Annotated in this window: 26 protein-coding genes; 15 read left to right on the top strand and 11 right to left on the bottom strand. The window is 60.9% G+C overall.

Features of this window, described 5'->3' with window-relative positions; translation table 11 throughout:
• The first annotated feature begins 172 nt into the window (after positions 1-172).
• From B0E55_RS30430 to B0E55_RS32045, 4 genes are all read left to right on the top strand, one after another.
• Positions 173-496, top strand: a complete 324-nt coding sequence (locus B0E55_RS30430; protein ID WP_241896185.1) for a hypothetical protein — start codon at positions 173-175, stop codon at positions 494-496.
• Positions 497-816: 320 nt separating this feature from the next.
• Positions 817-1,068: a hypothetical protein gene (locus B0E55_RS30435; protein WP_019749823.1), complete on the top strand. Its 252-nt coding sequence runs from the start codon at positions 817-819 to the stop codon at positions 1,066-1,068.
• A gap of 60 nt (positions 1,069-1,128) precedes the next feature.
• Positions 1,129-1,293, top strand: a complete 165-nt coding sequence (locus tag B0E55_RS31765) for a hypothetical protein (protein WP_019749824.1) — start codon at positions 1,129-1,131, stop codon at positions 1,291-1,293.
• Between the two features lie 231 nt (positions 1,294-1,524).
• On the top strand, positions 1,525-1,668 hold the full coding sequence (locus tag B0E55_RS32045; protein ID WP_170320444.1) for a hypothetical protein: 144 nt from the start codon (positions 1,525-1,527) through the stop codon (positions 1,666-1,668).
• A 68-nt stretch (positions 1,669-1,736) separates the two neighbouring features.
• Here the strand turns inward: B0E55_RS32045 and B0E55_RS30440 are convergent, their stop codons facing one another.
• The gene (locus B0E55_RS30440) at positions 1,737-1,979 is read right to left on the bottom strand and encodes a hypothetical protein (RefSeq protein ID WP_070384932.1); all 243 of its coding nucleotides are present in this window, start codon (positions 1,977-1,979) and stop codon (positions 1,737-1,739) included.
• Positions 1,980-2,326: 347 nt separating this feature from the next.
• Between B0E55_RS30440 and B0E55_RS31770 the strand changes: the two genes are divergently transcribed.
• The 3 genes from B0E55_RS31770 to B0E55_RS30450 all read left to right on the top strand — a co-directional run bounded on the left by B0E55_RS31770 (position 2,327) and on the right by B0E55_RS30450 (position 3,676).
• A complete protein-coding gene (locus tag B0E55_RS31770) occupies positions 2,327-2,569 on the top strand; it encodes a hypothetical protein (RefSeq protein ID WP_125461370.1) in 243 nt (80 codons plus the stop codon).
• A gap of 198 nt (positions 2,570-2,767) precedes the next feature.
• Positions 2,768-3,007: a hypothetical protein gene (locus B0E55_RS30445; RefSeq protein WP_007728137.1), complete on the top strand. Its 240-nt coding sequence runs from the start codon at positions 2,768-2,770 to the stop codon at positions 3,005-3,007.
• A gap of 315 nt (positions 3,008-3,322) precedes the next feature.
• Positions 3,323-3,676: a DUF3349 domain-containing protein gene (locus B0E55_RS30450; protein WP_420911569.1), complete on the top strand. Its 354-nt coding sequence runs from the start codon at positions 3,323-3,325 to the stop codon at positions 3,674-3,676.
• Between the two features lie 163 nt (positions 3,677-3,839).
• On the opposite strand, the gene B0E55_RS30455 is transcribed toward B0E55_RS30450, so the two are convergent.
• Positions 3,840-4,295, bottom strand: coding sequence for a hypothetical protein (locus B0E55_RS30455; RefSeq protein ID WP_133053468.1), 456 nt, complete (start codon positions 4,293-4,295; stop codon positions 3,840-3,842).
• A gap of 205 nt (positions 4,296-4,500) precedes the next feature.
• Between B0E55_RS30455 and B0E55_RS30460 the strand changes: the two genes are divergently transcribed.
• From B0E55_RS30460 to B0E55_RS32050, 3 genes are all read left to right on the top strand, one after another.
• On the top strand, positions 4,501-4,680 hold the full coding sequence (locus tag B0E55_RS30460) for a hypothetical protein (protein WP_080911123.1): 180 nt from the start codon (positions 4,501-4,503) through the stop codon (positions 4,678-4,680).
• 104 nt (positions 4,681-4,784) lie between these two features.
• Positions 4,785-5,405, top strand: coding sequence for a GAF domain-containing protein (locus B0E55_RS30465; protein WP_080911124.1), 621 nt, complete (start codon positions 4,785-4,787; stop codon positions 5,403-5,405).
• A gap of 58 nt (positions 5,406-5,463) precedes the next feature.
• A complete protein-coding gene (locus B0E55_RS32050) occupies positions 5,464-5,622 on the top strand; it encodes a hypothetical protein (protein ID WP_007728147.1) in 159 nt (52 codons plus the stop codon).
• 279 nt (positions 5,623-5,901) lie between these two features.
• Here the strand turns inward: B0E55_RS32050 and B0E55_RS30470 are convergent, their stop codons facing one another.
• The 7 genes from B0E55_RS30470 to B0E55_RS30500 all read right to left on the bottom strand — a co-directional run bounded on the left by B0E55_RS30470 (position 5,902) and on the right by B0E55_RS30500 (position 12,638).
• Entirely contained in the window at positions 5,902-6,312 is a 411-nt protein-coding gene (locus B0E55_RS30470; protein ID WP_019749828.1) for a hypothetical protein, read from the bottom strand.
• 11 nt (positions 6,313-6,323) lie between these two features.
• Entirely contained in the window at positions 6,324-7,472 is a 1,149-nt protein-coding gene (locus tag B0E55_RS30475; RefSeq protein WP_033237209.1) for an NAD(P)/FAD-dependent oxidoreductase, read from the bottom strand.
• Positions 7,469-7,666, bottom strand: coding sequence for a ferredoxin (locus B0E55_RS30480; RefSeq protein WP_007728158.1), 198 nt, complete (start codon positions 7,664-7,666; stop codon positions 7,469-7,471). The genes B0E55_RS30475 and B0E55_RS30480 overlap by 4 nt, the downstream gene beginning before the upstream one ends.
• Complete coding sequence (locus B0E55_RS30485; RefSeq protein ID WP_019749830.1) at positions 7,663-8,865, bottom strand: cytochrome P450; 1,203 nt, start codon at positions 8,863-8,865, stop codon at positions 7,663-7,665. The genes B0E55_RS30480 and B0E55_RS30485 overlap by 4 nt, the downstream gene beginning before the upstream one ends.
• Before the next feature lie 62 nt (positions 8,866-8,927).
• Positions 8,928-10,466, bottom strand: a complete 1,539-nt coding sequence (gene mhpA, locus B0E55_RS30490) for a bifunctional 3-(3-hydroxy-phenyl)propionate/3-hydroxycinnamic acid hydroxylase MhpA (protein WP_037134792.1) — start codon at positions 10,464-10,466, stop codon at positions 8,928-8,930.
• A 67-nt stretch (positions 10,467-10,533) separates the two neighbouring features.
• The gene (locus B0E55_RS30495; protein ID WP_007732106.1) at positions 10,534-11,472 is read right to left on the bottom strand and encodes a fumarylacetoacetate hydrolase family protein; all 939 of its coding nucleotides are present in this window, start codon (positions 11,470-11,472) and stop codon (positions 10,534-10,536) included.
• Positions 11,469-12,638 carry a VOC family protein gene (locus B0E55_RS30500; RefSeq protein ID WP_007732108.1) on the bottom strand — a complete coding sequence of 390 codons (1,170 nt, stop codon included), beginning with the start codon at positions 12,636-12,638 and terminating at the stop codon, positions 11,469-11,471. Before B0E55_RS30500 ends, B0E55_RS30495 begins: the two co-directional genes overlap by 4 nt.
• A gap of 136 nt (positions 12,639-12,774) precedes the next feature.
• On the opposite strand from B0E55_RS30500, the gene B0E55_RS30505 reads away from it, so the two are divergent.
• From B0E55_RS30505 to B0E55_RS30530, 5 genes are all read left to right on the top strand, one after another.
• Positions 12,775-13,446 carry a TetR/AcrR family transcriptional regulator gene (locus B0E55_RS30505; RefSeq protein WP_080911125.1) on the top strand — a complete coding sequence of 224 codons (672 nt, stop codon included), beginning with the start codon at positions 12,775-12,777 and terminating at the stop codon, positions 13,444-13,446.
• 993 nt (positions 13,447-14,439) lie between these two features.
• Positions 14,440-15,252: an SDR family oxidoreductase gene (locus B0E55_RS30515; protein WP_019749834.1), complete on the top strand. Its 813-nt coding sequence runs from the start codon at positions 14,440-14,442 to the stop codon at positions 15,250-15,252.
• 615 nt (positions 15,253-15,867) lie between these two features.
• On the top strand, positions 15,868-16,095 hold the full coding sequence (locus B0E55_RS30520; protein WP_051730820.1) for a BldC family transcriptional regulator: 228 nt from the start codon (positions 15,868-15,870) through the stop codon (positions 16,093-16,095).
• A gap of 59 nt (positions 16,096-16,154) precedes the next feature.
• Positions 16,155-16,520 (top strand): hypothetical protein, encoded by a 366-nt coding sequence (locus B0E55_RS30525; protein WP_033237205.1) that lies wholly within the window; start codon positions 16,155-16,157, stop codon positions 16,518-16,520.
• A 382-nt stretch (positions 16,521-16,902) separates the two neighbouring features.
• On the top strand, positions 16,903-17,241 hold the full coding sequence (locus B0E55_RS30530) for a hypothetical protein (protein ID WP_241896187.1): 339 nt from the start codon (positions 16,903-16,905) through the stop codon (positions 17,239-17,241).
• Between the two features lie 421 nt (positions 17,242-17,662).
• Here the strand turns inward: B0E55_RS30530 and B0E55_RS30535 are convergent, their stop codons facing one another.
• Positions 17,663-19,375, bottom strand: a complete 1,713-nt coding sequence (locus tag B0E55_RS30535; RefSeq protein ID WP_080911126.1) for a hypothetical protein — start codon at positions 19,373-19,375, stop codon at positions 17,663-17,665.
• Between the two features lie 101 nt (positions 19,376-19,476).
• Entirely contained in the window at positions 19,477-20,193 is a 717-nt protein-coding gene (locus B0E55_RS30540) for a hypothetical protein (RefSeq protein ID WP_133053469.1), read from the bottom strand.
• Between the last annotated feature and the right edge of the window lie 699 nt (positions 20,194-20,892).

Below are 20,892 nucleotides of genomic sequence, written 5' to 3' on the forward strand. Positions count from 1 at the left end.
CGCTCGCGGAGCGGGCCAAGCCCCGCAAGATCGAGATCAGCAGCGCCGGGAACGGCAGTGGGAGCAGCAAGGAGGTGAGCCACAAGCAGGAGAGCAAGCAGATCGATGCGTGAACAGCACGCCGGAACAGTCCGCAGTCCACAACAGCATGTTTCGAGAGGGTGCAGCGACAATGACTGGGGTCGATGATGTCGAGATCGCCCGCATCGCCGAGGATGAGTGTGAAGTAGTCGGCAGGGGTCGGCACGGTGACTCGGGGTGGGAGAGCCTGGGTATCCGCCTCGGGCACGAACTGGAATACGCTGCCGTGGTGGAAGATTCGGATCAGATTCTCGCCGATGCGCTCACTCCGGCGGCGTGGGTGTTACTCACCCGGATTGCCGGCTGCACCCTCGACCCCCGCTTGGTGGCCCCGCCGATCATGATGTCCCGGTATACGTATCGGGCTCCGGTGACGCGGCCCCGGGCTACCCAACGCTCCCCTCCGCAAGGTTAGGGGTGTGGGCGGGTTCCTCGTTGCCCGGCCCTCGACGGCGCAGCGAGGAACCCTCGGGTGTGAGGACTTGCGGGCAGGGTCCGTGGGTTCTTGTGCGGTGGTTGCCGAGACGCTCACACACTGTGACGTCTTTTGCGAGTACCGAGCAGCAGCGGGTACAGACCTTGGACGGCGGAAAGCGCGAGAAGTGTGACCCGGCTCGGCAATCAACTTTCCCGGCGCGCAGCGTGAACGCACACCGTGCAGAGTTTCGCCCGAACACACTGTCTACGAGTTATTTCGGTCTACGAGCTTTTTTCGACTGACGGCGAGGTTGCGTGATGGAGCGGTACAAGTTCACGTTCGCGGATGGATCGAGCACCCAAGAGTTCTTCGAGTCGGACAACGAGGCGATCGTCGCGGCGACGGCCGCCAACGGAGGTAGCAGTTGGGGGTTGTATGTCCAGCGCTACGACCATCGCGGGTTGTTGTTGCCTACGAAACTGCCGCCCGGTGGGCATCGGGGCACATGGTGCCCGAAGATCGGCGTGCCGAGTCCGGCGCTTGTGCCGGATCCGGCTTCGACGCCGTGAGGGGTTTACAGGACCGCGGGCGGGGTAACAGGCGGTCAAAGGACATGAAGGAGTACTCGCATGGATGTCGATGACCTCGATGTGGTGGTGTGGCCCGAATCCGAGGAACGTGAAGCGTGGTGGCGTCAGGTCGTCACAGTAGGCAGCGCCGATGCGGCGTCGGCGACGATGACACCGAATCGGAGTATCGAGGACGCCTCTTCTCGGATTCTGCACGCTGCATAGTTCGCCGCCAGCAATGTGTCTGCCTGTGGGGGGTGGTAATCCCATCCGGAATTGTCGACACGGCTGGCGGAGTGAGTTGTGCGTCCTTCCCGTGGGCGAGGGCGTGCAGGGTCCGTCTGGCCGTTACTGACGAACGATCAGACGGGCCCCACCCGGCTCATGTCGCGCGCTCTGACGCCGTTCTCGTACTGCTACGAATCTTCAATCATCAATGTGTGAAGGACCTTTCCGATGAACGTCCCGACTTCGATCTCGAACTCGCGGCCGGCTGTGCGCAGCGGTTCGATGAGTACTGCCGAGATCAAGGCTCGTATCGAGGCGATGTACGCCGACCGAGGCACTCTGGTTCCGAAAGCCGCCGGTACAAAGTCCTGAATATTCGCTGGGGCCGATGGGGGAGCGGCAGCGGGGGCCGTCCGTAGCCGCTTACGGAAATTAGTGGGTCAGGGTTCGGTGGGGAAGCCGTAGCGTCGGCGCATGTGGGCGAGGGCGGCGATGTCGTCGTCGGTGCACTCGGTGGCGGCGATCCATCGGCAGGCTTGCTGGTAGTCGGCGTGCGTTTGGGCCCGGCTCTCGCCGGTGATGCCGACGTAGGGGCAGTGTTCTGTGTACTCGGTGTCGTCGGTCTCGAATTGGGAGAGGTAGGCGGCGAGGACGGCTGCTTCGCGCCGGAATCTATTGAGCACGGAAACCTCCGCCACGACAGTGTGGGGACGGCCCTGCGGTGTTGCGTGTCGTCGGGGACGGGTGTTCTGGCATCGGTTCGGGTGCTCCACTCGGCCCCGACCTGATGAAGTACGTGCATGATCGACAATCGAGATTGACGGTAGCATCGACCGCCTGTAGCTATCAACAAGCTACCGGGCGCCGTGTTCGGGGTTCTGGGGTGCGCAGAAGGATGGCGGCGATGGAACCGGCGACGGAAGTTGCGGTTTGCGTGCGGGTTTCGGTTGCGCCTTGCGCGCGGGTGGCGGCGCGTGTGCGGTGTTCACGGTCAGCGGTGTGTGACCGGTGGTGGTCGAAGACTTTTCGGGTGGATGATCTCGACGCGGTGCACGGCTTCTACGAGGCTGTCGTCGTTTCGCCGGGTGTGGGCGATTCGCCGGCTGCTGGTGACGGCAGCCGGCGAATCGGGCGTATCCCGTTGGCTCGCGTTGTGTGGGATGCGCGCGGGCCGTTGCCGGTTGGTGCTTGCCGGGGAGGGCCCTGTTCGGCGACTCGTTGCCTGTGCAGCGTTCCGCCGTCAGGGTGGGGTGCCCGGTACAGCGGGTGGTGAAACCGGTGCAGCGTCAGGGCGGATGGGCGTGCACGTCACGTTTTGTCGGTGGCCGCGGGGTTTTCCCTGAGGCGTGCGGGCTGTGTGCGTCAACGATTTGCCGATGCTGCCCTTGCGGTGTGGGGCATGGACGTCGTCTGTGCGGGGTATGGCCATTGACAGGGGAAGTTCGGCAGGAATCGAGAAGGAGAGAAGGCCATGAGTGGGCAGGAATCCGGTGCGGTGACGGGTACGCGGGACAAGGACTACAACTTGATCTGGTTCGTCGAAGCGTCGTTGAGTAATGCGTTGCGTATGCAGACCTACATCGATGATGCCGAGCGTGACGGGGACGGCGAGGTGGCCGATCTGTTCCGCAAGGCGCAGAGCGAGAGCCGTAAGGGTGCGGAGATCGGGAAGAAGTTGCTGCTCGACAGGCTCGCCCAGGCTGCCGTATGAGTCTGGTTCGCCGTGCTGATGGGCCAACCCAAGAGGGGTCAACCCCGCAAGGATTGCCGGACGGGAGATCGCGATGATCAATGTTGCAGTGCTGGTGGTTCTGTTGTGTATAGCGTTGGGTGTCGTTGCGCGCCTTGACCTTCGGGAGCGTTAATCGGCTGGACGGGGCAGATCCGAAGTTCCAGCGTGCGCGGTAGGAGCGGTGTGCCCCCGATGGATGCGCCGCGCGGACTCAGAGGCTGAACGACTTTCGGTGTTGACCGGATCTCTTTCGTATTGTTCGGCGATGAGAGTAGGTGGTGGGTCCGTCACCCGTTGAAAGCGGTGTTGGACTGGCTTCGTAGTGGTTACCCGGAGGGTAATCCGGAGAAGGATCATTTCGCGGTGTTGGCCCTCCTGCGCCGCCGGCTCAGTGACGACGAGATCGACCAGGTGGTGGCGCTGTCTGTCGAGCATGCGCATGAGACTCCGGACCGCCACATCGACTACGAGCGTGTTGGTGAGCTGATCGCCGGCGCCATTGGTGAAGCACCGTCCGCGGAGGACATCGAGCGCGTTACTTGTCGGCTCGACGAAGTGGATTGGCCGTTGGCGACGTCCGAGTCGCATGACGGAGACGACGATGATGGTGCAGTCGATTCGACTTCCCATGAGACGCTTCCGAAGTAGTTGTGCTGCAGGCATTCGCCGACAGAAGGCGCCAACGGAGCAACGTCATCGGAAGGTGCATCTTCGGTGGTTGCCGGTTCGTGGGGGTGCCGCGTGCTTCGGTGAACCCAGCAGCCAACAGATGCTGACACAGCGGTCGGGCTGACACAGGGGTCGCGGTTGTTCACCACACCTGGCGTTCGTAGGTTGCTGCGGCGACGGTGAGCAATCGTGCGACTTCGATCGGAGAACGGTGCCACAGGTGCGCGAGGTCTTCGATTCCGGTGACTGCGATGTCGAACAGGGAGGGGATGACGTTGACGCCGACAGCGTCGGGTTCGGGTACTCGTTGGTGCAGGTCGTAGTAGATGATGGCTGTCGTGGCTTCGGGTAGGTGTCTGGGGCCGGGGAAGATTTCGTGCCGGTCGGGGGTGTGGTTGTCGATGGCGGTGAAGGGGTGGCTGCCGGTTTCGAATGCGATCAGGTCGAGCACTGTGGCGCACAGGATGGTCGCTGATTCGTACCATTGCCGGTAGGTGAGTTCTGCGGTGTCGCGCAGGGTTTCGCTTCCTTCGGTGTCGTCGGTGAGGTGGGCGCATATCAGGGCTGCGCAGTGTTGGACATGCGTGTTCGAGGGCAACAGTGGGCTCCTTCGACGGTGAATCCGTCGGGTACCCGGAAGTGGTGATCGGTGCACATTCGTGTTCTTTTCCGCGGCAGCGTTCTTGTGCTCGGTCGAGGCACGGTAGTCGGGTGTCGGTGAGATTCGCTGCTCGTCTTTCCACCGGTACCGACTGCGTGGCACGGGTTGTTTGAACGCATACCGGTTGGGGAAGGAATCGGGCATGAGTGCAGCGGAGCAGACGTATCATCCGGGGCAGAAAGCGCCGGTCAGCGGTTTCTACGAATGTGATTGTGGTGACGCGCACCGGGTCAGCACTGATGTCGCCGGCCATGTGTTGCCGCCCTTGCCGCAGGGGCGCTCGGGTGGGGTGTGGCGTTTGAAAGAAGCTCGGCCACAGTAGAGTTGATGTGCACACGTGAGATGGGCGGTACGCAGCCAGGGAAGGTACCTCTTCGATGTCGACAGACCTGTCCCCGTGCGAGTTATCCGTCGGAGCCGTTCGAGGTGACGAAGCAGCTCGCGAGTGAGCTTGTCCGCGAGACGGGGGTCGACGGGGTCGGTGTCGCCGTTTTTGCGACCGAATCGACACGCGATCTCGTGTATGCGAGTGACGGTGTCGCGGAGGAGCTCGACGAAACGCAGTTCACGCTTGGGGAGGGACCGTGTCTGGATGCTTTCCGTTTCGATCGCCCGGAGCTGCATGCCGACATGGCCGGCGGTGAGGCCCGTGCGCGGTGGCCACTGTTCACGGCCCAGGTGTTGGGCTTGGGTGCGGCGAGCGTCTACGCGTACCCGCTCGGGGGTGGAGGGTCGCCGTTCGGGGTGCTCGAGTTGTACGGAAGTTCGCCGGTCTCCCTTGCGCCGAGTGAGGAGGTGAAGTGCCGCTCGTACGCGCACACGATCGCTCATGCCGTGGTCTCCGAACTCGCTCCGGTGTACGCGTTGACGTCGGGGAGTGATGTCGGGGTGTTCCGGCGCGGGAACGTGAACATTGCGTGCGGGATTCTTGCTGCGTACCAAAGGATTTCGACAGCCGAGGCGATGGTGCGTCTGCGTGCGCTCGTTGGTGAGATATTCGCGGAGGTCGGCCCCATAGTAGACGATGTCGGTCTGCCATACCGATAACACCGGTGATCCTGACGGAGAGGGCGCGGCGGGGGTGAAACGGTGCGCGTATATCGGTATGAGGCGCGGCCACATCGGTGACGTCCGCATGCTGGCTACCGACGCCGGCCTGATGAACCGCGGGTCGCGCCTGGTGTGGAAGGCCTGCAAGATGGACGGCCGTGCATCGCGTTTTCGTAGTGAGCCTGATCGCAGCGCGCACAACGCCGCGGCCTAGGGGGCGGCGCCTCTCCCGGGCCGCTGCGTTTACCGAGGTTTCCCAACGGCCTTATGCACATGACTATTTCGACGTATTGTGCAGATGGTGCAGACGTCTGTCTCTGTGGGTCAGGATTACCATCCATCCATCCTGCCCTGTGATTCGGATATGGCTGATTGTTTTTAAACAGGTTGTGCTGCAACATATTTTAGACGCACTTCCGTCTAGGGTGATCCAATCCTTCGACAAGGCACGCACACGACATTTTACAATTCGGCACCCGTCAATCCCGCTCGTTCAGGAACGCTGGAGCGGAATCTCCGCAAGCGTACCGGCGATCGCGAATCCGCCTGCGATCGCGCAGCCCGCGATTCGAGTGCGTCGCGGCAGATTGGCTGTCATGGCGAAGGCGCCGGTATCCCAGACATCGACCGCCACGCCGGCTCGCAGCAGCGTTCGAACTGCTTTCGGGGCGCACAGAGTCGCAGCGAAAAGGCCGCCACCGATGTAGATTTCACGGATTCCGAAGGTTCGAGCCGTTGCGCGGACGGTTGCACGTGCCGCGTCAGGTCCGGCGATGAGGTCGTTGGCGCGGGTGGGCGCGATCATATGTGCCACGCCGATCGCCGTACGAGCCAGACCCACAATTTCGGGGAGGTGGCGGACGAGAGTTGAGCGGCGGGCGGACGATGTCGAACCGAAGGTCATCTGTGTGTTCCTTACCTCGAGAGAGTTGTCTGTTCGCGTGCGATACGCCGGAGAAGTCCCACCGATTTTTTGATCCCGTATGCCACCACCGTTTTTCGGCCGTTGGGATGCGTCCATTGGAGCAAAGCTGATCCTTCGTTCACGGAGCCGTCGAGAACGGTCGGCTCACCCAGGAGGGGGAGTGGGCCGACCACTTTGATCGACAGTCCCAGGATTTCGGTCCAGAAGTAGTCGTCGGTCGGAGGGCATGTGGGTTCGAGACCCAGTGCCGAAGCGGCTGCGACTTTCCCCTGGGCGACTGCGTTCGACCAGAACGGTTGCCTGCGCTGTGGCACCGAGCTACAAAAATGGGTGACGTCTCCGGCAGCGAAGACATTCGGTATTGCGGTCGCGCACCGGGCGTCGATACCGACGCCCTGTGTGTCGGCGGCACCGGAACTTTCGAGCCAGTGCGAGTCGGGAATTTCGCCGGCGCAGGTCACGACGAGATCCGCATGTAGTTCTCGATCCGAGAGGGCTATTCCGGTGACGGGATCGCCGATCAGTTCGACGGGCCGATCGGTGCGCACTATCTGCACCGGCGAGGATCGCGCACGGGCGGTGATTGCCCCGGACAGAAACGACCCGAGGATACGTTGGAGCGGTGCATCGACGTCTACCACGGTGACTGCGATGCCGCGCGCTGCACATACACTGGCGACTTCCATTCCCAGAAAGCCGGCGCCGACGACGATCGCTGAATCGGCCGCGTCGAGCCGAGTGCCCAGCTCCCGGGCGTCGGCGAATGTTCGCAACACCAACTCCCCGTGTTGGGTGGGGGCACCGATACGGCGGGCTCGAGCTCCGGTTGCGACGATGAGGGCATCGAAGCGAACTTGGCGTCCATCAGTGAGTAGAACTGCTTGTAGGTCGGTGTCGAGGCCGGTCGCGGTGCCGCGGATGGCAGTGATGTCGAGGTCCGATAGATCCCACACCTCGGCTTCCTTCGCCCCCTCTTTGAGGATGTGCTTGGACAACGGTGGCCGGGCGTAGGAGCCGTCGCTGTCTGCCCCGATCATCGTGATGGGTCCGAGGTGGCCGCGCGCACGGAGTTCGCGTGCAGCTGTGCATCCTGCAATGGAATCGCCGACGATGACGATGTGGCGATCGGAGGTACTCACTGTTGCTCTTTCAGCGCGGCAACGGGGCAGGCGCCGATCGCCGAGCGGGCGCCGGGAGCGAGCTCGTCCGGAATGTCTGTATTTTCGTACGCATAGGAGAGTTCGCCTTCGTCGTCGAGGCTGAACACCTTCGGCGCCTGTTCGGTGCAGATACCGTGGCCTTCGCAGCGGTCCCAGTCGACGCTGATCTTCATGAGAGTGCCTTTCCTGCTGCGACCAGCTTCAAGGGAAGCCGCTCGTATCGGTGAATGACGTTGTTGATTGCACGTTCCGCGCTGCCTGCAGGTTCGATACGGGCGACGCGCCGGGCGAGGATGCGCAAGATGGTCTGTGTTTCGAGACGGGCCAAGCCTTGGCCTGCGCAGCCGTGTGTTCCGGAGCCGAATCCGAGCTGGCGTGCAGCGTCGCGTGTGATGTCGAATGAATCCGGATCGTGCCACTCGCGCGGGTCTCGGTTGGCGGAGGCGTACACCACCAGCACTCGACCGCCTGCGGGGATCATCGAGCCTCCCACGTCGGTGTCCCGTGTCGCTCGGCGGGAGAACGCGCGGATCGGCGACTCGAAGCGAACGACTTCGTTGACCGCGTTCGGGATCAGATCGGGGTTCTCGCGAACGGCCTGCCATTGGTCGGGGTGTTGCGCGAACAGATTCAGCGCGCCCGAGATTGCGCCGATCGTTGTGTCCAGAGAGGGTGCGAGGTAATCGATCATCAAGGCAGGACACTGTGACTTGTCGATCTTGTTTTCGTCGGCGGCGATGAGAACGTCTTCGCCCATGCTGCCGGGAAGTACGGATCGCTCTCGGACAACCCTTTTGGAGAAGGCCAGCATCTCGGCCGCGGCTTTCGTTGCGCCGACAGCATGTCGGTTGATCGGGCCGAGGGCATCGAATGTGGCCCCGGCCCAACGCAGCAAGTCGTCGCGACCGTCTTCGGGCCACCCGACGAGATCAGGCACAATCGACATGGGTAAGGCTGTCGCGAGGTCGTCGACTCCGTCCACCCACTGCTTACGGAGGGCATTCTCGACTATGCTTTCGGCCTTTTCCTCGATTGCAGACGTCATCTTCCGAACAGCCTTGGGAGTCAACCGATGCGCCAGGACGGATCGCTTCAGAGTGTGCTCGTCTCCATCGCTGTTGAGGGTCGTACCCTGACCCAACTTGTTGGCGACCGGATTGAGCCCTACGCCGTCGCCGGAAATGAATGTTTCGTCGTCGAGCAGCACGGATTTGCACTCGGCGTACCGGGAAACGGCAAAAACGCGATGGCGAGCAAGCCATACCACCGGGCCCAACGCGCGTAACTCGGCGTAGTGCGGATACGGATCGAGAATCGCCTCTGTCGAGTAGATGTTCGCACGGTATTGCGGGGTGGAGATGTCTGTAGCCATGAGGTTCCTAAATGAGGATGAGGACAGAGTCGAGGGCTGCGAGAACTGGGCCAGCCCGACGGTCAAGCCGGCCTGGCCGCGCCGACGGGGGCCGGCAGCACAGGTACTCGGGTGTGCAGTGAAGACAGGGACCGGGAGGACGCCATCACTGTTCGATCCGGACGTACGATCGCTGCGCAGGACCGGCCGCGCCGCAGCCATGTTCCCAGAGGCGAAGATTTTTCGACTACCAAGACGTGGGCGCCCCGGCGGGTCATTTCTCGTCGCTGTCCGTCGCTCGGGGGTGTCATTGTCACGACGACCGTCTGGTCGGGCGCGATTTCATCGAACCGGGTTGATTTGTCCACCAACGCATTTGGGCAAAGTGTTCCTGCGAGTCCGTGAATCGTCGGAACGCTACGGCGAACGAACTGCGATGGACGCAGGCTGGGGGTCGCGCTGTCGGTCACTTTGGCCGCGATGCCGGGAAGCTTGATCAGCGGCGGGAGGACACGTTTTCGCACTGCGGCAGTCCGATGGCCGCCCCCGGTCATCGCCCAGCCGACCATCACGGCCCGTTTGATCATCGCGGTAGCGTGCGGGCCGCGTTCGATCTGGTAACTGTCGAGCGCGGATGCGGGGAGCAGACCTTCCCGGACCGCGACCAGTTTCCACATCAGGTTTTTTGCATCACGAAGGCCGGCGCCCAGGCCTTGTCCGATGAACGGAGGCGTGAGGTGGGCTGCGTCGCCGAGCAAAAATACTCGGCGATCGCGCCACCGGTCGGCGACCTGCGCGTGAAAGGTGTATTCCGCGACCCGGATCAGCTCCACATCCGAGTTGACGACAGCTCCGAGCCACGGGTCGAACAGCGGACGCAAGGTATCGAGGTCACGATAATCGTCCACGGTTTCGTGATCCTGCAATCGGAATTCCCACCGATAGCGCGTCTCACCGATCCGCATGTAAGTTCCCGCGCGGTGCGGGTCGCACAGTTGGTGGACGCCATCCCATAGCTGCAAGTCGGCGGTGGTGGCGATGTCGACGACCAGCCACCGTTGCTCGAATCCCAAGTGCGTCATCCGTGATCCGATCGCGGAGCGCACGACGCTGTTGGCCCCATCGCAGCCCAATACGTAGTCCGCCGTGACCGAATGTACTCGCCCAGTGTCTCTTTCAGTGTAGATCACGCGTACCGTATCGCGTTCGTTGATGACGTCGGAGACTTCGCAATGGCCACGAAATGTCACATTGCCGCCTTGGTCCATTCTTGCTCGCAGTACCGCTTCGAGTGCGGGCTGGTCGAACATGTTGGCCGCGGGGAATCCGTGTGGTTGTTCCGTCGGGTTGCGGGTGAATTCTGCGATCGTGCTCATGTCCGAGTCGATCAACCGTAGACCCTGTCCGGCTCGTGAGATCGAGCCGAACTCCTCGGCGATACCTAGATCGCCGAGGATGCGATAGATCTCGTCATCGAGGTGAACGGCTCGCGGTTGCGCGAAAACGCTCGCCCACCTGTCGAGCACAAGACAGTTCGTGGAGTATCGGCCCAGTAGTGACGCGGCGGTCATTCCGGATGGACCGGCCCCGACGATTACCACGGGGTAGTGCTTTAAGGTCATGACGCCACTGCGGTTCGGCACGTAGTGGAAGTACCGAGCCGAGGCAAAGTTTCGCCTGTCCCGAGATTCATCGCGCGTACTTCACCTTCGTGCGCTGGATTCCGAGGTCGAGCATGAAGTCATCCGTTGCGATGCTCACTTCGACCACATCCCCGTCCTTCAAGTAGTGGGGATTGGCCGACTGCTTGTTGAAGAACAGCTTCCATTTGAGCGCGGGCGGTAAGAACCCGCCGATGATCTCGATCGGTTTGGCGGGCGCCTTGAGGGCCGTTCCGCCGGGTGTGCCGGTGAGAATCAAGTCCCCGACATCGAGGCGTTGAAATTTGCTCAGGGTCTCCAACGCCTTTGACGGCGGATAGATCATGTCTCGGACCGTACTGTTCTGTCGCAGTTCACCATTGACGCGAAGCATCAGTCGGAGCTTGTCGAAACGGGCGAAGTCGCCTTCCTCGAGAATGAGCAGCACCGGACCGACGGGAGTGAAGGTCGGGTATGACTTCGCCTCGTAGAACTGTGTTTTCGGCAACTGAACATCGCGGGCGGACACATCATTGGTGATCACCAGTGCTGCGATATGGTCGGCGGCGGTGGAGTTGTCCACGGGAGTGCCGACAGGGAACGGCTTTCCGATGACGAGTCCGATCTCCGCCTCGTAGTCGAGTAGATTCACGTGTGCGGGTTTGACGATGGCGTCCGTGGGTCCACTGATCGAGCCGGACGATTTCCGGAAGAAGGTTAGCGGGACCGTGTCGGGGTTCATGCCCGAATCCTTGACGTGTGAAACGTAATTGGTCATCTGTGCGACGACCCGGCACGGGGCGGTGACTGGTGAAATCAGGTCAAGTGTCTCGAGCGGTACGGTGTCTGTGCTGTTGGATGCGGCATCGACTGCTGTGCGATCGCTGAGCAGTTCGGCCGTGGTCGTTGCCGAGGTGTCGATGCGTGCTGCGCCGGCGGGTAGCTGTACCCACCAGGCGTCGGGGGTGCGGAGGACCGGGATGCTCATGAGGAGGCTACTTTCAACAGGCCGCGGAGGCGTTCGGGGTCGAATTCGTTGTCGCGGTGTAGGGCCGAGATGATCGATCGGAGTTCGTGGAGAGCGTCTTTGCCGGGAGCGAGGCCGAGGAAGTCCTTGCTCACAGGTGGTCCCCATTGGGCCAATCCTGTTGCGGTCATCGGTGCCCACCCCGGTTCGAGGGAGGAATCGAAGAGGTCGCCGTCACTGAAGTGTTCGACGAGGAAACCGTCCGGGTCCCGCCAGTAGTCGAATATCTGGCTGCCTTGGATGTGGCGGCCGATGCCCCACGAGTGCTTGTATCCGCGTTCGGTGAGGTATCGGTGACCTGCCCCGATGGCGTCGAGGTCGCACACCTGGTACGCCGAGTGCACGTAGCGGTCCGAGGGGCCCAACGTCATGGCGAGTGTGTGATGGTCGGTGGGGGTCTCGCCGCGATCGCAGCGAATGAAGCTCATCACTGGACCGCGTTCGCGTTGGCCGTCGTAGAAGAGGAAGTCGCTCACGATCAGCCCGAGGTGTTCGAGGTACCAGTCGAGATTCTCGAGGTAGCGGGTGCGCTGGAGAACGACGTGTCCCAGTCGTTCCACTCGCGCAGGTTCACGCGGAGTTCGCTGGGTGGAGTTCAGTCGGGGAGCGATCTGGGGTGCGGTGTGCGAGACACCGAAGTTCAGGGCGTGCACCTGCTGTCGCGGCAGTTGCGCCCCGCCGTCGATTTCGGCGACCACCCGCACTGCCTGACCGCTCGGATCGGTCAAGCTCACCGCGACCCCGCCGATGGCGTCGGGAAGTCGATCGACGCGGCGATCGGCCGCCTCGGCCAGTTTCACCACGTCGGCGACATCGGCGGCCAGGAAGGCCGCGCCGACGTAGCTCGAGCGGCCCCCCTTGCGGATGATCACACACGGGGAACCGACATCGGTACCTCGCAAATGCAGTTCATCCGGCGTACGTAGCGTGACCGAAAATCCGAAAGCCTCGGCAAAGGCTTGTGCTTTGACCAGATCCGGCTTCCGGAACTCGAGCCACGCGATGTCGTGGACCTTGATGACCGGATTCCTGGCGCGCCCGGGATGTTCACCCGGCAATGATCCTTGGTCGACGTGAATGTTCTGGTGGCCGTCGACGCCTGACCGGGGGTTGATGTCTGTCGGCATATTGAATCCTCCGAAGCTGTTGACGATATCGTCACTTATTGCAGGAGGCCGCGTCAACCCTTTTTGACGAAATCGTCATTTTGTTATGGTGGCGTTAGACTGGGCTCCTTGCGTGACGGAAGGGAAGCATCAAGTGATGGAGGACAGCCGCGTCGAACGCCGCAAAGCTCGCACCCGAGCGGCACTCGTCCGAGCCGCACTGGATTTTGTTGCAAATGGCAACGTCAACGCGCCGGTTCTGGAGATCACCCAAGCTGCCGATGTAGGCAACGGATCCTTCTACAATTATTTCGCCAGCAAAGAGGAACTGTGGAGCGCCGCCGTCGACGAGGCGCTGGAATCCGTCGGCGCGTACCTCGATACCCTCACGGTGGGCCTGGATGATCCCGTCGAGAAGTTCACGCAGTCCTTCAGGCTGTCCGGGCGCCTGTTTCGAATGGAGCCGAAGCTGAGTCGGGTTCTGCTCACCGCGGAAGCGGCAGTGGTTGCGTCCGAGCGAGGTTTGGCGCCGCGCTCGCGCCGAGACATCGAATCGGCGACGAAACAGGGACGATTCGACGTCGAGGACTCCGAACTTGCCTTGGCTCTTGTGTCGGGCACCCTGTTGTCGATGGGGCGTTTGCTCCTTGAAGATTCGGATCGAGACGAGGCGAGCACCGTCGACCGAACGACCGTACGAGTTCTCCGGGCGCTGGGTGTACCTGCATGCGAGGCGGAAGAGTTGTGCAGCAAGGCCCTTCCACAGTCTTACCGTGGAGCGTTGCACACCGTCATCGCCCCGGCGTCAGTCCTACCGGATGGCACCTAGAGGCGCAGCATGGTGACAGTCCGATGCCTGCGCAGGGCGCCGGCACCTCGGCTGCCTGCGCGACCGGAGGAGCGTGAATCAGGTACCCCCAAGTCCTCGCGGTGGAGACGCTCCCACATCGCACATATCCGCGAGCGTTCTACGGTCCATGTCGGACGAAGGAGTTTCGGTACTCGTCGAGAAACTCTTATTCGCCCTTGACTGACGACTTGATCATAAGTGATGATTACGTCAGAAAGTGGAGTGAACTTCCCCGACAAATGAGAAAGATGTGCCCTGGGCAGGGGGGCACCGCGCCGCGCTTCGCGAGGTTCGGGTGGTCCTACAGGCATCCTGTGGGAAGATTCACCGGCTTTCGTCCGTGCAGATCCGAGTGGCGGGCCATTCAGCACCGCAAAGAGCCGATTGGTACCTCACTTTTCATGGCGTCCGTTGGCGGCAGGAGAAGGGAATCCCATGGATAGGGTTAGTGCCCCTTCGCGGGAAGTTGTCGATGCAGTCGCTTTCTTGTTGCAGCAACCTGATGCATCCGATTTTCGTAGGCGAGCCCAGAAATTAGTCAAGCGACTTCCGGCGAAAGCGCAAGGGCCGGCGCAGTTCGACTACACGGAATCGGACATTTTCGTAGTGAAGGCGGCGCGCAAACGTCGGGCCGATCTTGCGGTCGACACTGCTGAACTTCGAGCAGTGGGGCGGGTCGAGAGTCCTTGTAAAGCAAAGGACTAAGCGTAAATAGTGTCTATTTCCCGCAGCGTCCGACGAGGAGAGTGCCCACAGTAGTCAGCGGAGGAGCGTCCCGGACTCTTGGGCTCAGACCGTGCCAGTCACGCTGCGTCTGAGAGCAACATTGGTTCTTCCTGACCGCAGTACGGCCGCTGATTCGATCCCACCAGCAAACCGTCGCTCAACCAGCAGAGGCTACTTATTAACGCTCCCGAGTGGGAGGCGGCCAGGTTGTCCATTCCCTTCCATCCAGAACCAAAAGGTGCACACATGAAAACTGCAGTTGTTACCGGAGCATCTTCAGGCATCGGCCGTGCCGTCGCCCGAGCACTACTCACACGAGAATTCCATGTGATCGGAACGAGTAGGAATATCTCGGCGATCGCCGACCCCCTGCCAGGCGTCGAGTACCGCGAACTGGATCTGACCGAATCCGAATCCATACAGTCTTTCGTCAACGGCCTCCAACACATCGACATCGACGTGTTGGTCAACAATGCGGGCGAAAGCCAATGCGGCCCAATCGAAGAGCTGCCCATTGACGCCGTGAGGCGTCTTTTTCAGCTCAACGTCTTCGGTCCGGTGGAACTGACCCAGCGCGTGCTACCCGGCATGAGGGTGCGTGGGCGCGGCACAGTCGTCAACGTCGGATCGATGCTGGCGAGCTTCCCCCTGGCCTACCGCTCTTCGTACGCGGGAACCAAAGCCGCGATCAAGGCCTTCTCGACGGCAGCCCGTTACGAACTGAAACCGTTCGGCATCGACATCACTACCGTCGAGCCCGGCTCGATCGACACCGGACTCTCCACACGGCGCACCAAATACTGCGGACCGCATTCTCCATATCAACGCGACTTCACAACTGTGATCGCGAAGCTCGACGCTAAAGAAGGACAAGGCATTTCGCCAGACACCGTGGCGAGAACCGTCCTGAAAGCCGTCGAGGCAAAACGCACACGCCCAGTCTACGCAGTCGGAAGCAATGCACCCGTGGTCCTCCTGGCGCAGCGGATGCTCCCACGCACAGTTATGGAGACATTGACGGCCAGGGCATACGGACTCCCCAGTCGGCGTCCGATTTGAGGGCTGCTGTTGGTTGTTCGATACGAAACGTGTTGGGAGGGAGGGGGTGCCTCGGCACTCCGATATCCTTGCTTCCGCTACACGCTGGTATCGATTTGGCGGTGGTGGGCGAGCTGGACAAAGAAACATTGACGTGTGCGCGAAATGTGGCCAATGCTCGATAGGCAGACAATCTGAGCGCGTATATTGACCGATAATCCGCCCACCGCTCGATCGTGCACTTCAGAAAAGATATCGTGCACTTCAGAAAAGATCTAGTGTGCATATAGGCCAGTTGACTGCTGATGTCGTGGCTCTAAGGCCAACAAGGCGACACGGCCCGCCGAATCCTCGCCAGGCCTGCCAGCATTGGTCGGCACGGCTCGAACATGGTTCTGCGCCCAAGATCAGACCTCTCACCACTGCAGCCACGCGCACAATTTCTGCCCCTCATCAGAGTGGGTGAATGATCATCGGCACGAGAGAAACAGCTAAATCACAGTGAGCACATATCGTCATGCCGCCGAAGACTTTGACTCCACGGTCAGCACCGCAACGCCGGCCGCTGCTGCGAGTGATGAGCCGACGGTGGAGGAGGCTACCGCACTATCTTGGTCGGAGGGTTCTTCCGGCGTGTTGGGGAGTGAATCCCAGACAGCTGCAGGCAGCGACTCCGACGGCGGCGATGAGTTTCTGACCCCGGGACACGTCGCTGCGCTTTTCCACGTCACCCCGAAAACCGTCGGCCGCTGGGCCATCGAAGGAAAAATTGGATACATTACGACTGTCGGTGGGCACCGCCGTTACCGCCGCGCGGAAATTCATGCTCTCCTGCGCGCACTCAGTTGCCCGAAAACTGACTGAGTCCAAGCCCAAGGCTCCGAGCCCGGCACTGCCGTAGGTCATGGAGAGGAGAACCTTTCGTGGATTTCGTTGTTCGGGCGGTCTCGACTCTGCCGAAGGTGGCCGGTTCGGTGGTGGAGTCGAACAACTGGCGACTGTATGAAGGGTATCCGTGGGTTGACTGGTTGTTGATTGCTCGTCTGAGCGTGCTGGTGGTCAGGGTCCGACCCGCCAACTGGGAATTCGACGATTGGGTGCGGTGCGGTGAGCAGAGCGGTCTGTTCGGCCCGGATTGTCGTGTGTGGGAGGAGTTCTTCACTCAGCCGCTGACTGTCGGGAGCGAAGGCTCCTGGGTGGACGGCCGTCACCGTGCTGCGCTGATTGCAGCGTCGGGGGCACCTCGGGTGGTCGTAACTGATCCCCGATGGCGTCCCGCGTGGGCATGAGAGGGGCTGACAGGTTCAAAGCTTCACAGGCCCCAATCGGAAACCCTAACCGCACCACCGCCCAGCGAGTCAGCAGCTGGACGGTCTTGGTCCTCGTCCTGACGGGCACGACATGTTCGGGCCGGTCGTGCGTGAGCCCGAAACGGCATCACTTTGCTCGCAGTGCTTAACTTTTGTCGCGCCACCTAACAGTCCCTTGACGACTGGATAAGCCGTCCGGGCACCGTAAAGGACATACGAGATTTGCGACCGGCAAGTCTGGTTTGATCATCCTGTGAAAATTACTCGTTCGGCCGCGTTCGCGGCCACAGCCATCTGTGCCCTTCTTCTCGCAGCATGTGGAAGTAGTGACAAGACGTCGACCGCGATTTCGACTACTTCAGTGGCCGTAACGTCCCCGACGTCCACCGCGAAGGTAGTTCCGTCGGAATCGGCCGGTAACCCAGCAGCCAAGACGGCTTCAGATCCTCGTTGCGCTCCCGCCAGCGCAGAGCTGACATCTCTCGTTAGCTCCGGACTATCGACCAGTGGCTATGGGTTGACCAACGGAACTGTGATCACCGATGGTCCGCTCACCTTCTACGGGGCGACCACAGTCGATGGCGCGGGAAAGACCAAGAACCGCTCCGACGTGTGGGTAATCAACGGCAATGTCGCGTACGCCTCGACTGGTGGCGCACGAACGGTGGAAGCTGGAGCAAAGCAAGTGATGCACCCTTGAAGATTTCAGCAGGCGACGAGCGGGTTCAGGCCGTCGACAAGTGCGTCGTCAACATCACCACGGGCTGAACCGCACGGGCAAGGCCGGTGCGCACCCAGACAGATAATCCTTTGCCAGTTACCGTATTTCAACGGTAGCTGGTTCCAGGAGTAGGTACAGCGCGCTATTTTGCCGCCGTCCCCAATGAACTAGTTCGGTGGGCGATGCCAGTCGAGAGTCTGGTTGTGGGCCGGCCTTGAATGCGTAGGCGATTCGTTGTCTGCAGTGATGAGTGCCCGGGATCCACTCAAGGGCTTCGAGCACTACGCCCGGGGAATGAACGCGCCACGTATTGGGGAATCTGCAGCACAGCTCGCCGACCGCGATTTCCGGGATCTGCGTCCTGGTCCTCTCGTGTTGCGTTACCAGCAACATTATTTGATCAATTGCGGTTTGTTTTTTCCGTTCCGGGTTGTGTGAAGCCGGGCAGTGTCCACTTGGCGATCATGCGGTCCTTCAGTTCTGGTCCTTGTCCGAGGAGATAGATCAGGAAGTATCGATCTTCCTGGGGTTCGAATTTGATCCGGAATCCTCTTGCAGTGCCGGCGTCCAAGGCCGCGAGAGCTTCCTCTGAATTGACTACCTTCGCCGACCCGTGGATGACCCCGGCATCGCCGAGAGCGAGTTCCTTGGATCCCAGCTTGAGCGTGAAATCCTTCCACGTGAAGTGAGCGGGGCCGCTTTCTGTGAGCTGTGTGCGTAGTTTCGGTGAGTCCAAGCCGGACAGAGGCGCAGTCCAGTTGGTGATTCGGGGTGAGGCTGTGAGGTGTCCGTCGATGATGATCCGCGCGACGCGCAGGTTCACCCGCTCCCAGGGGGTTATTTCTTCCGGAATTGCGAAGGAGTGGTTGCAGAATTCCTGTACCACGCTGAGATCGAGTGCGATGCCGTATATCTCGGCGAGTTCTTGTTCCAGTGCCGGGTCGGTCGGCTCCCCGTTGGTTTGATGGGATGCCAGGAAGTCGTCTTTGATGTAGACCTTGAAGATCCCGGGCGACCGCAACGAATCGAGGAGGTCGAGAACAGCTAGTGCATCCTTGGGGCGAATTCTGTGAAAATTGTACGAGAGACGGGATTCTCCCGATCCCCCTGTGCTGATCGGAGCCAAAAGCTCAACCTCTAGGTGCTCGTAGAACGAGATTTCGAGTGAGTAGCCGACTGATCCGTGGTTGATGTAAGTGATTCGACCTTCGTGCGCTGACCTGAGTGTCCCGTCGGTGCCGAAGAAGCGAAGCTCAACGAACTCGCCGACCGCAGGGTTGTCGTTGAGTGGCTCCATCCGGACCGTGACATTGCCGGGTGTACCGGCAATGGCTTGGGGCCCCCGGATCACCATGTTGTTGACGACGTGCGGCGGTAGCACGATTGCTCCGGAGGCGCCGAAATTCATCGACTGCTCAAATTTTCTGCGCACATCGTCGTGTTCAGGGCCGAAGACGCTGTCGAAGCTCACGGTGATGGGGCTTTTCTTATGAGCGTCAGTGTCTTTGGGGCGGACCGTGTAGGTAACTTTGTCGCCTACCCGGGAAAAGTCGGTGGCCCAGAAGAGGTCGGTGGAGTCTGCTTGTGCTCCGAGGTCCAGTATCCGGCGGGTGAGCGGTTTGGAATTGCCGGTGAGCGTCTCCGTTTCGAGACGATACAACTCGACTTCAGGTCGCAGGTGATCGCGCCGGAGGTAACGATAGACGTCCGGAAACTCGGCAATCAGGACGTCCAATCCCACACGGTCGAGAATGGTGACGGGCGGCCGGTCGGGTCCTCCTAATCCCTCAACGAATGTTCGTTCGCCAGGAGTGAGCTTTGCGGGGATCACGAGAATCCACTCGGATGGGGGCGGCGACAGCTTCGTCGCTCGTTCGAATGAGTTGCGAATCTGTTTGTGGCGGGTTGTCTTCTTATCTCCGGAGAATCCGTCTGGGAAGTACTTCAACTGGTGGATGCGCCGGCGATCACTCTGTCGAACTTCGACGTCGATTCCGCCGTCACCGCCCCGCCCGTCCGGGCAGGTCACTGTCGCAATGCCCTGCCACTTCCGCGTCAGCAGCGTCTCGACGATTCTTTCGAAGTCGTCCTTCCCGATCTTGTCCCAGTCCACGCTCAATTCAATAGCCTTTCAGTCGTCATCGCAGAAAGTAATCACCATGTGTGCGCTTGCACCACCAGCAGTTGTTCCATTTATCCCGCCTCAGGCAGGGGCTAGGAACTCGCCGATGCGTAGCGTGGGTGGAGTTGGCGTGCGGCTTGTCGAAGGTGTTGTGGGCATTTCCGTCCGACGCGTGGGTCTACTGAGGCGTGTGTTTCCCAGAGGGTGATTGCGGCCTCTGTAGTGGTGAGGGAGGCGTAGAGCAGGTCTGCGACGACGCTGGTCAGATCGGTGGCTCCGAGTAGGTATCGTGTCGGCCAGGTTGATCCGTGTGCGATACCTGATGCGATCGAATATTTTTCGCGTGTCAGGTTGGCCATCGGCCGGCCTGACTTCACTAGCCTGTTGGCATCGATCCATTCGGCCGCCGCGTCGATGGTCTGTTCCATGGTGAGTGCGCCTTTGACCCCGGAATCGATCAGTGTTTGCATCACGGATTCTGCGTTGCGTTTCTGCGTCTTGAGCTCGATCACGTAGGCGGGTGTCTCAAACGCCATCGGCGCGCTGGCGGAGTTCGCAGCGGCTTTGTCCAATCGATTTACCTGTTCGGTGACATATTTCTTGTGGCGTTGTACTTCTTCCCGCGTAATCCTCAGCGCCCGGCTGCGGCGTTCGTCGCGGTCTGGCTCGCAGAGCACCCACACGGCGCGGGATGCAGACTCGAGCGCAGATCGGCAAAGCGTGATTATCGAGATTGTCCGCATCTTCCCTGTTGGTTCCCATTGGTCGATGAGGTGAGCTACCGTCGTCAAATTCTCCGCCGCGCTCATCGCGGGGAAGAGGGAATGGTGCAGTACGAGAGTCTCGGTGCCGATGAAGTCGCTGACTGCGGCAGGAAATCCTTTGTCGTCAAGATCGACGGAGCTACCCGGTTGAACTCCGCTTGGTGCGCGTTGCCACGGGATCAGAAGCTTTGCGGCGGATGCACGTTCTGAAGCACGGGCTTGGGCAGGAATAAATGCCGATGCAATTGCGCGAGCTGCGACCGCGTCCGGTTCGGTAAGGCGCCGGCGGTCGGCTTGAGATCTTTTGCGGGTCGCTTGTTTGAATCTACCCATGGAAATTTCCCTTCGGTGCAGCCCGTCGATCTCGGCTTGGTACGGAGATTATGACAGTCCCGTCAGGCGAGCCTGACGGGAATTATTGAATGGGGAGTGGTGCCGGGGCGGGTGGGGGTGTTGTGGGGCTCGTTTTAGGTGTTTTTGAATGTTGTTGTATGTCAGTAGGTTTCGATATTCGGTTGGTGTTGAGTTGGATTCGTGAGTTATGCACGATGCTGTTTTTGTGAACACCGAATGTTGTTGTGGTAGTGATAGTTTCGGTGTTTTGTGTTTTCGGTTTGTTTTGCGGTTTAGTGGGCGGGGTGTATGATTGGGAGCATGATGATGACGAGGCAGTGGACGCGAGACGGGGCGCTTTTCGTGACCCTCCCCTCCTCCCCAGCCCCGTTCGGGTGTCGTGTACCGGTT

Source organism: Rhodococcus sp. 66b, assembly GCF_002076325.1.
GTDB lineage: Bacteria > Actinomycetota > Actinomycetes > Mycobacteriales > Mycobacteriaceae > Rhodococcus_F > Rhodococcus_F erythropolis.

Coding starts and splice junctions, on each gene's coding strand:
- B0E55_RS30495 (WP_007732106.1), bottom strand. CDS start 11,472: ATGAGCATCCCGGTCCTCCGCACCCCCGACGCCTGGTGGGTACAGCTA.
- B0E55_RS30500 (WP_007732108.1), bottom strand. CDS start 12,638: ATGCCGACAGACATCAACCCCCGGTCAGGCGTCGACGGCCACCAGAAC.
- B0E55_RS30460 (WP_080911123.1), top strand. CDS start 4,501: ATGAGTGCAGCGGAGCAGACGTATCATCCGGGGCAGAAAGCGCCGGTC.
- B0E55_RS32050 (WP_007728147.1), top strand. CDS start 5,464: ATGAGGCGCGGCCACATCGGTGACGTCCGCATGCTGGCTACCGACGCC.
- B0E55_RS30470 (WP_019749828.1), bottom strand. CDS start 6,312: ATGACCTTCGGTTCGACATCGTCCGCCCGCCGCTCAACTCTCGTCCGC.
- B0E55_RS30480 (WP_007728158.1), bottom strand. CDS start 7,666: ATGAAGATCAGCGTCGACTGGGACCGCTGCGAAGGCCACGGTATCTGC.
- B0E55_RS30435 (WP_019749823.1), top strand. CDS start 817: ATGGAGCGGTACAAGTTCACGTTCGCGGATGGATCGAGCACCCAAGAG.
- B0E55_RS30505 (WP_080911125.1), top strand. CDS start 12,775: ATGGAGGACAGCCGCGTCGAACGCCGCAAAGCTCGCACCCGAGCGGCA.
- B0E55_RS30445 (WP_007728137.1), top strand. CDS start 2,768: ATGAGTGGGCAGGAATCCGGTGCGGTGACGGGTACGCGGGACAAGGAC.
- B0E55_RS30485 (WP_019749830.1), bottom strand. CDS start 8,865: ATGGCTACAGACATCTCCACCCCGCAATACCGTGCGAACATCTACTCG.
- B0E55_RS32045 (WP_170320444.1), top strand. CDS start 1,525: ATGAACGTCCCGACTTCGATCTCGAACTCGCGGCCGGCTGTGCGCAGC.
- B0E55_RS30515 (WP_019749834.1), top strand. CDS start 14,440: ATGAAAACTGCAGTTGTTACCGGAGCATCTTCAGGCATCGGCCGTGCC.
- mhpA (WP_037134792.1), bottom strand. CDS start 10,466: ATGACCTTAAAGCACTACCCCGTGGTAATCGTCGGGGCCGGTCCATCC.
- B0E55_RS31765 (WP_019749824.1), top strand. CDS start 1,129: ATGGATGTCGATGACCTCGATGTGGTGGTGTGGCCCGAATCCGAGGAA.
- B0E55_RS30430 (WP_241896185.1), top strand. CDS start 173: ATGACTGGGGTCGATGATGTCGAGATCGCCCGCATCGCCGAGGATGAG.
- B0E55_RS30540 (WP_133053469.1), bottom strand. CDS start 20,193: ATGAGCGCGGCGGAGAATTTGACGACGGTAGCTCACCTCATCGACCAA.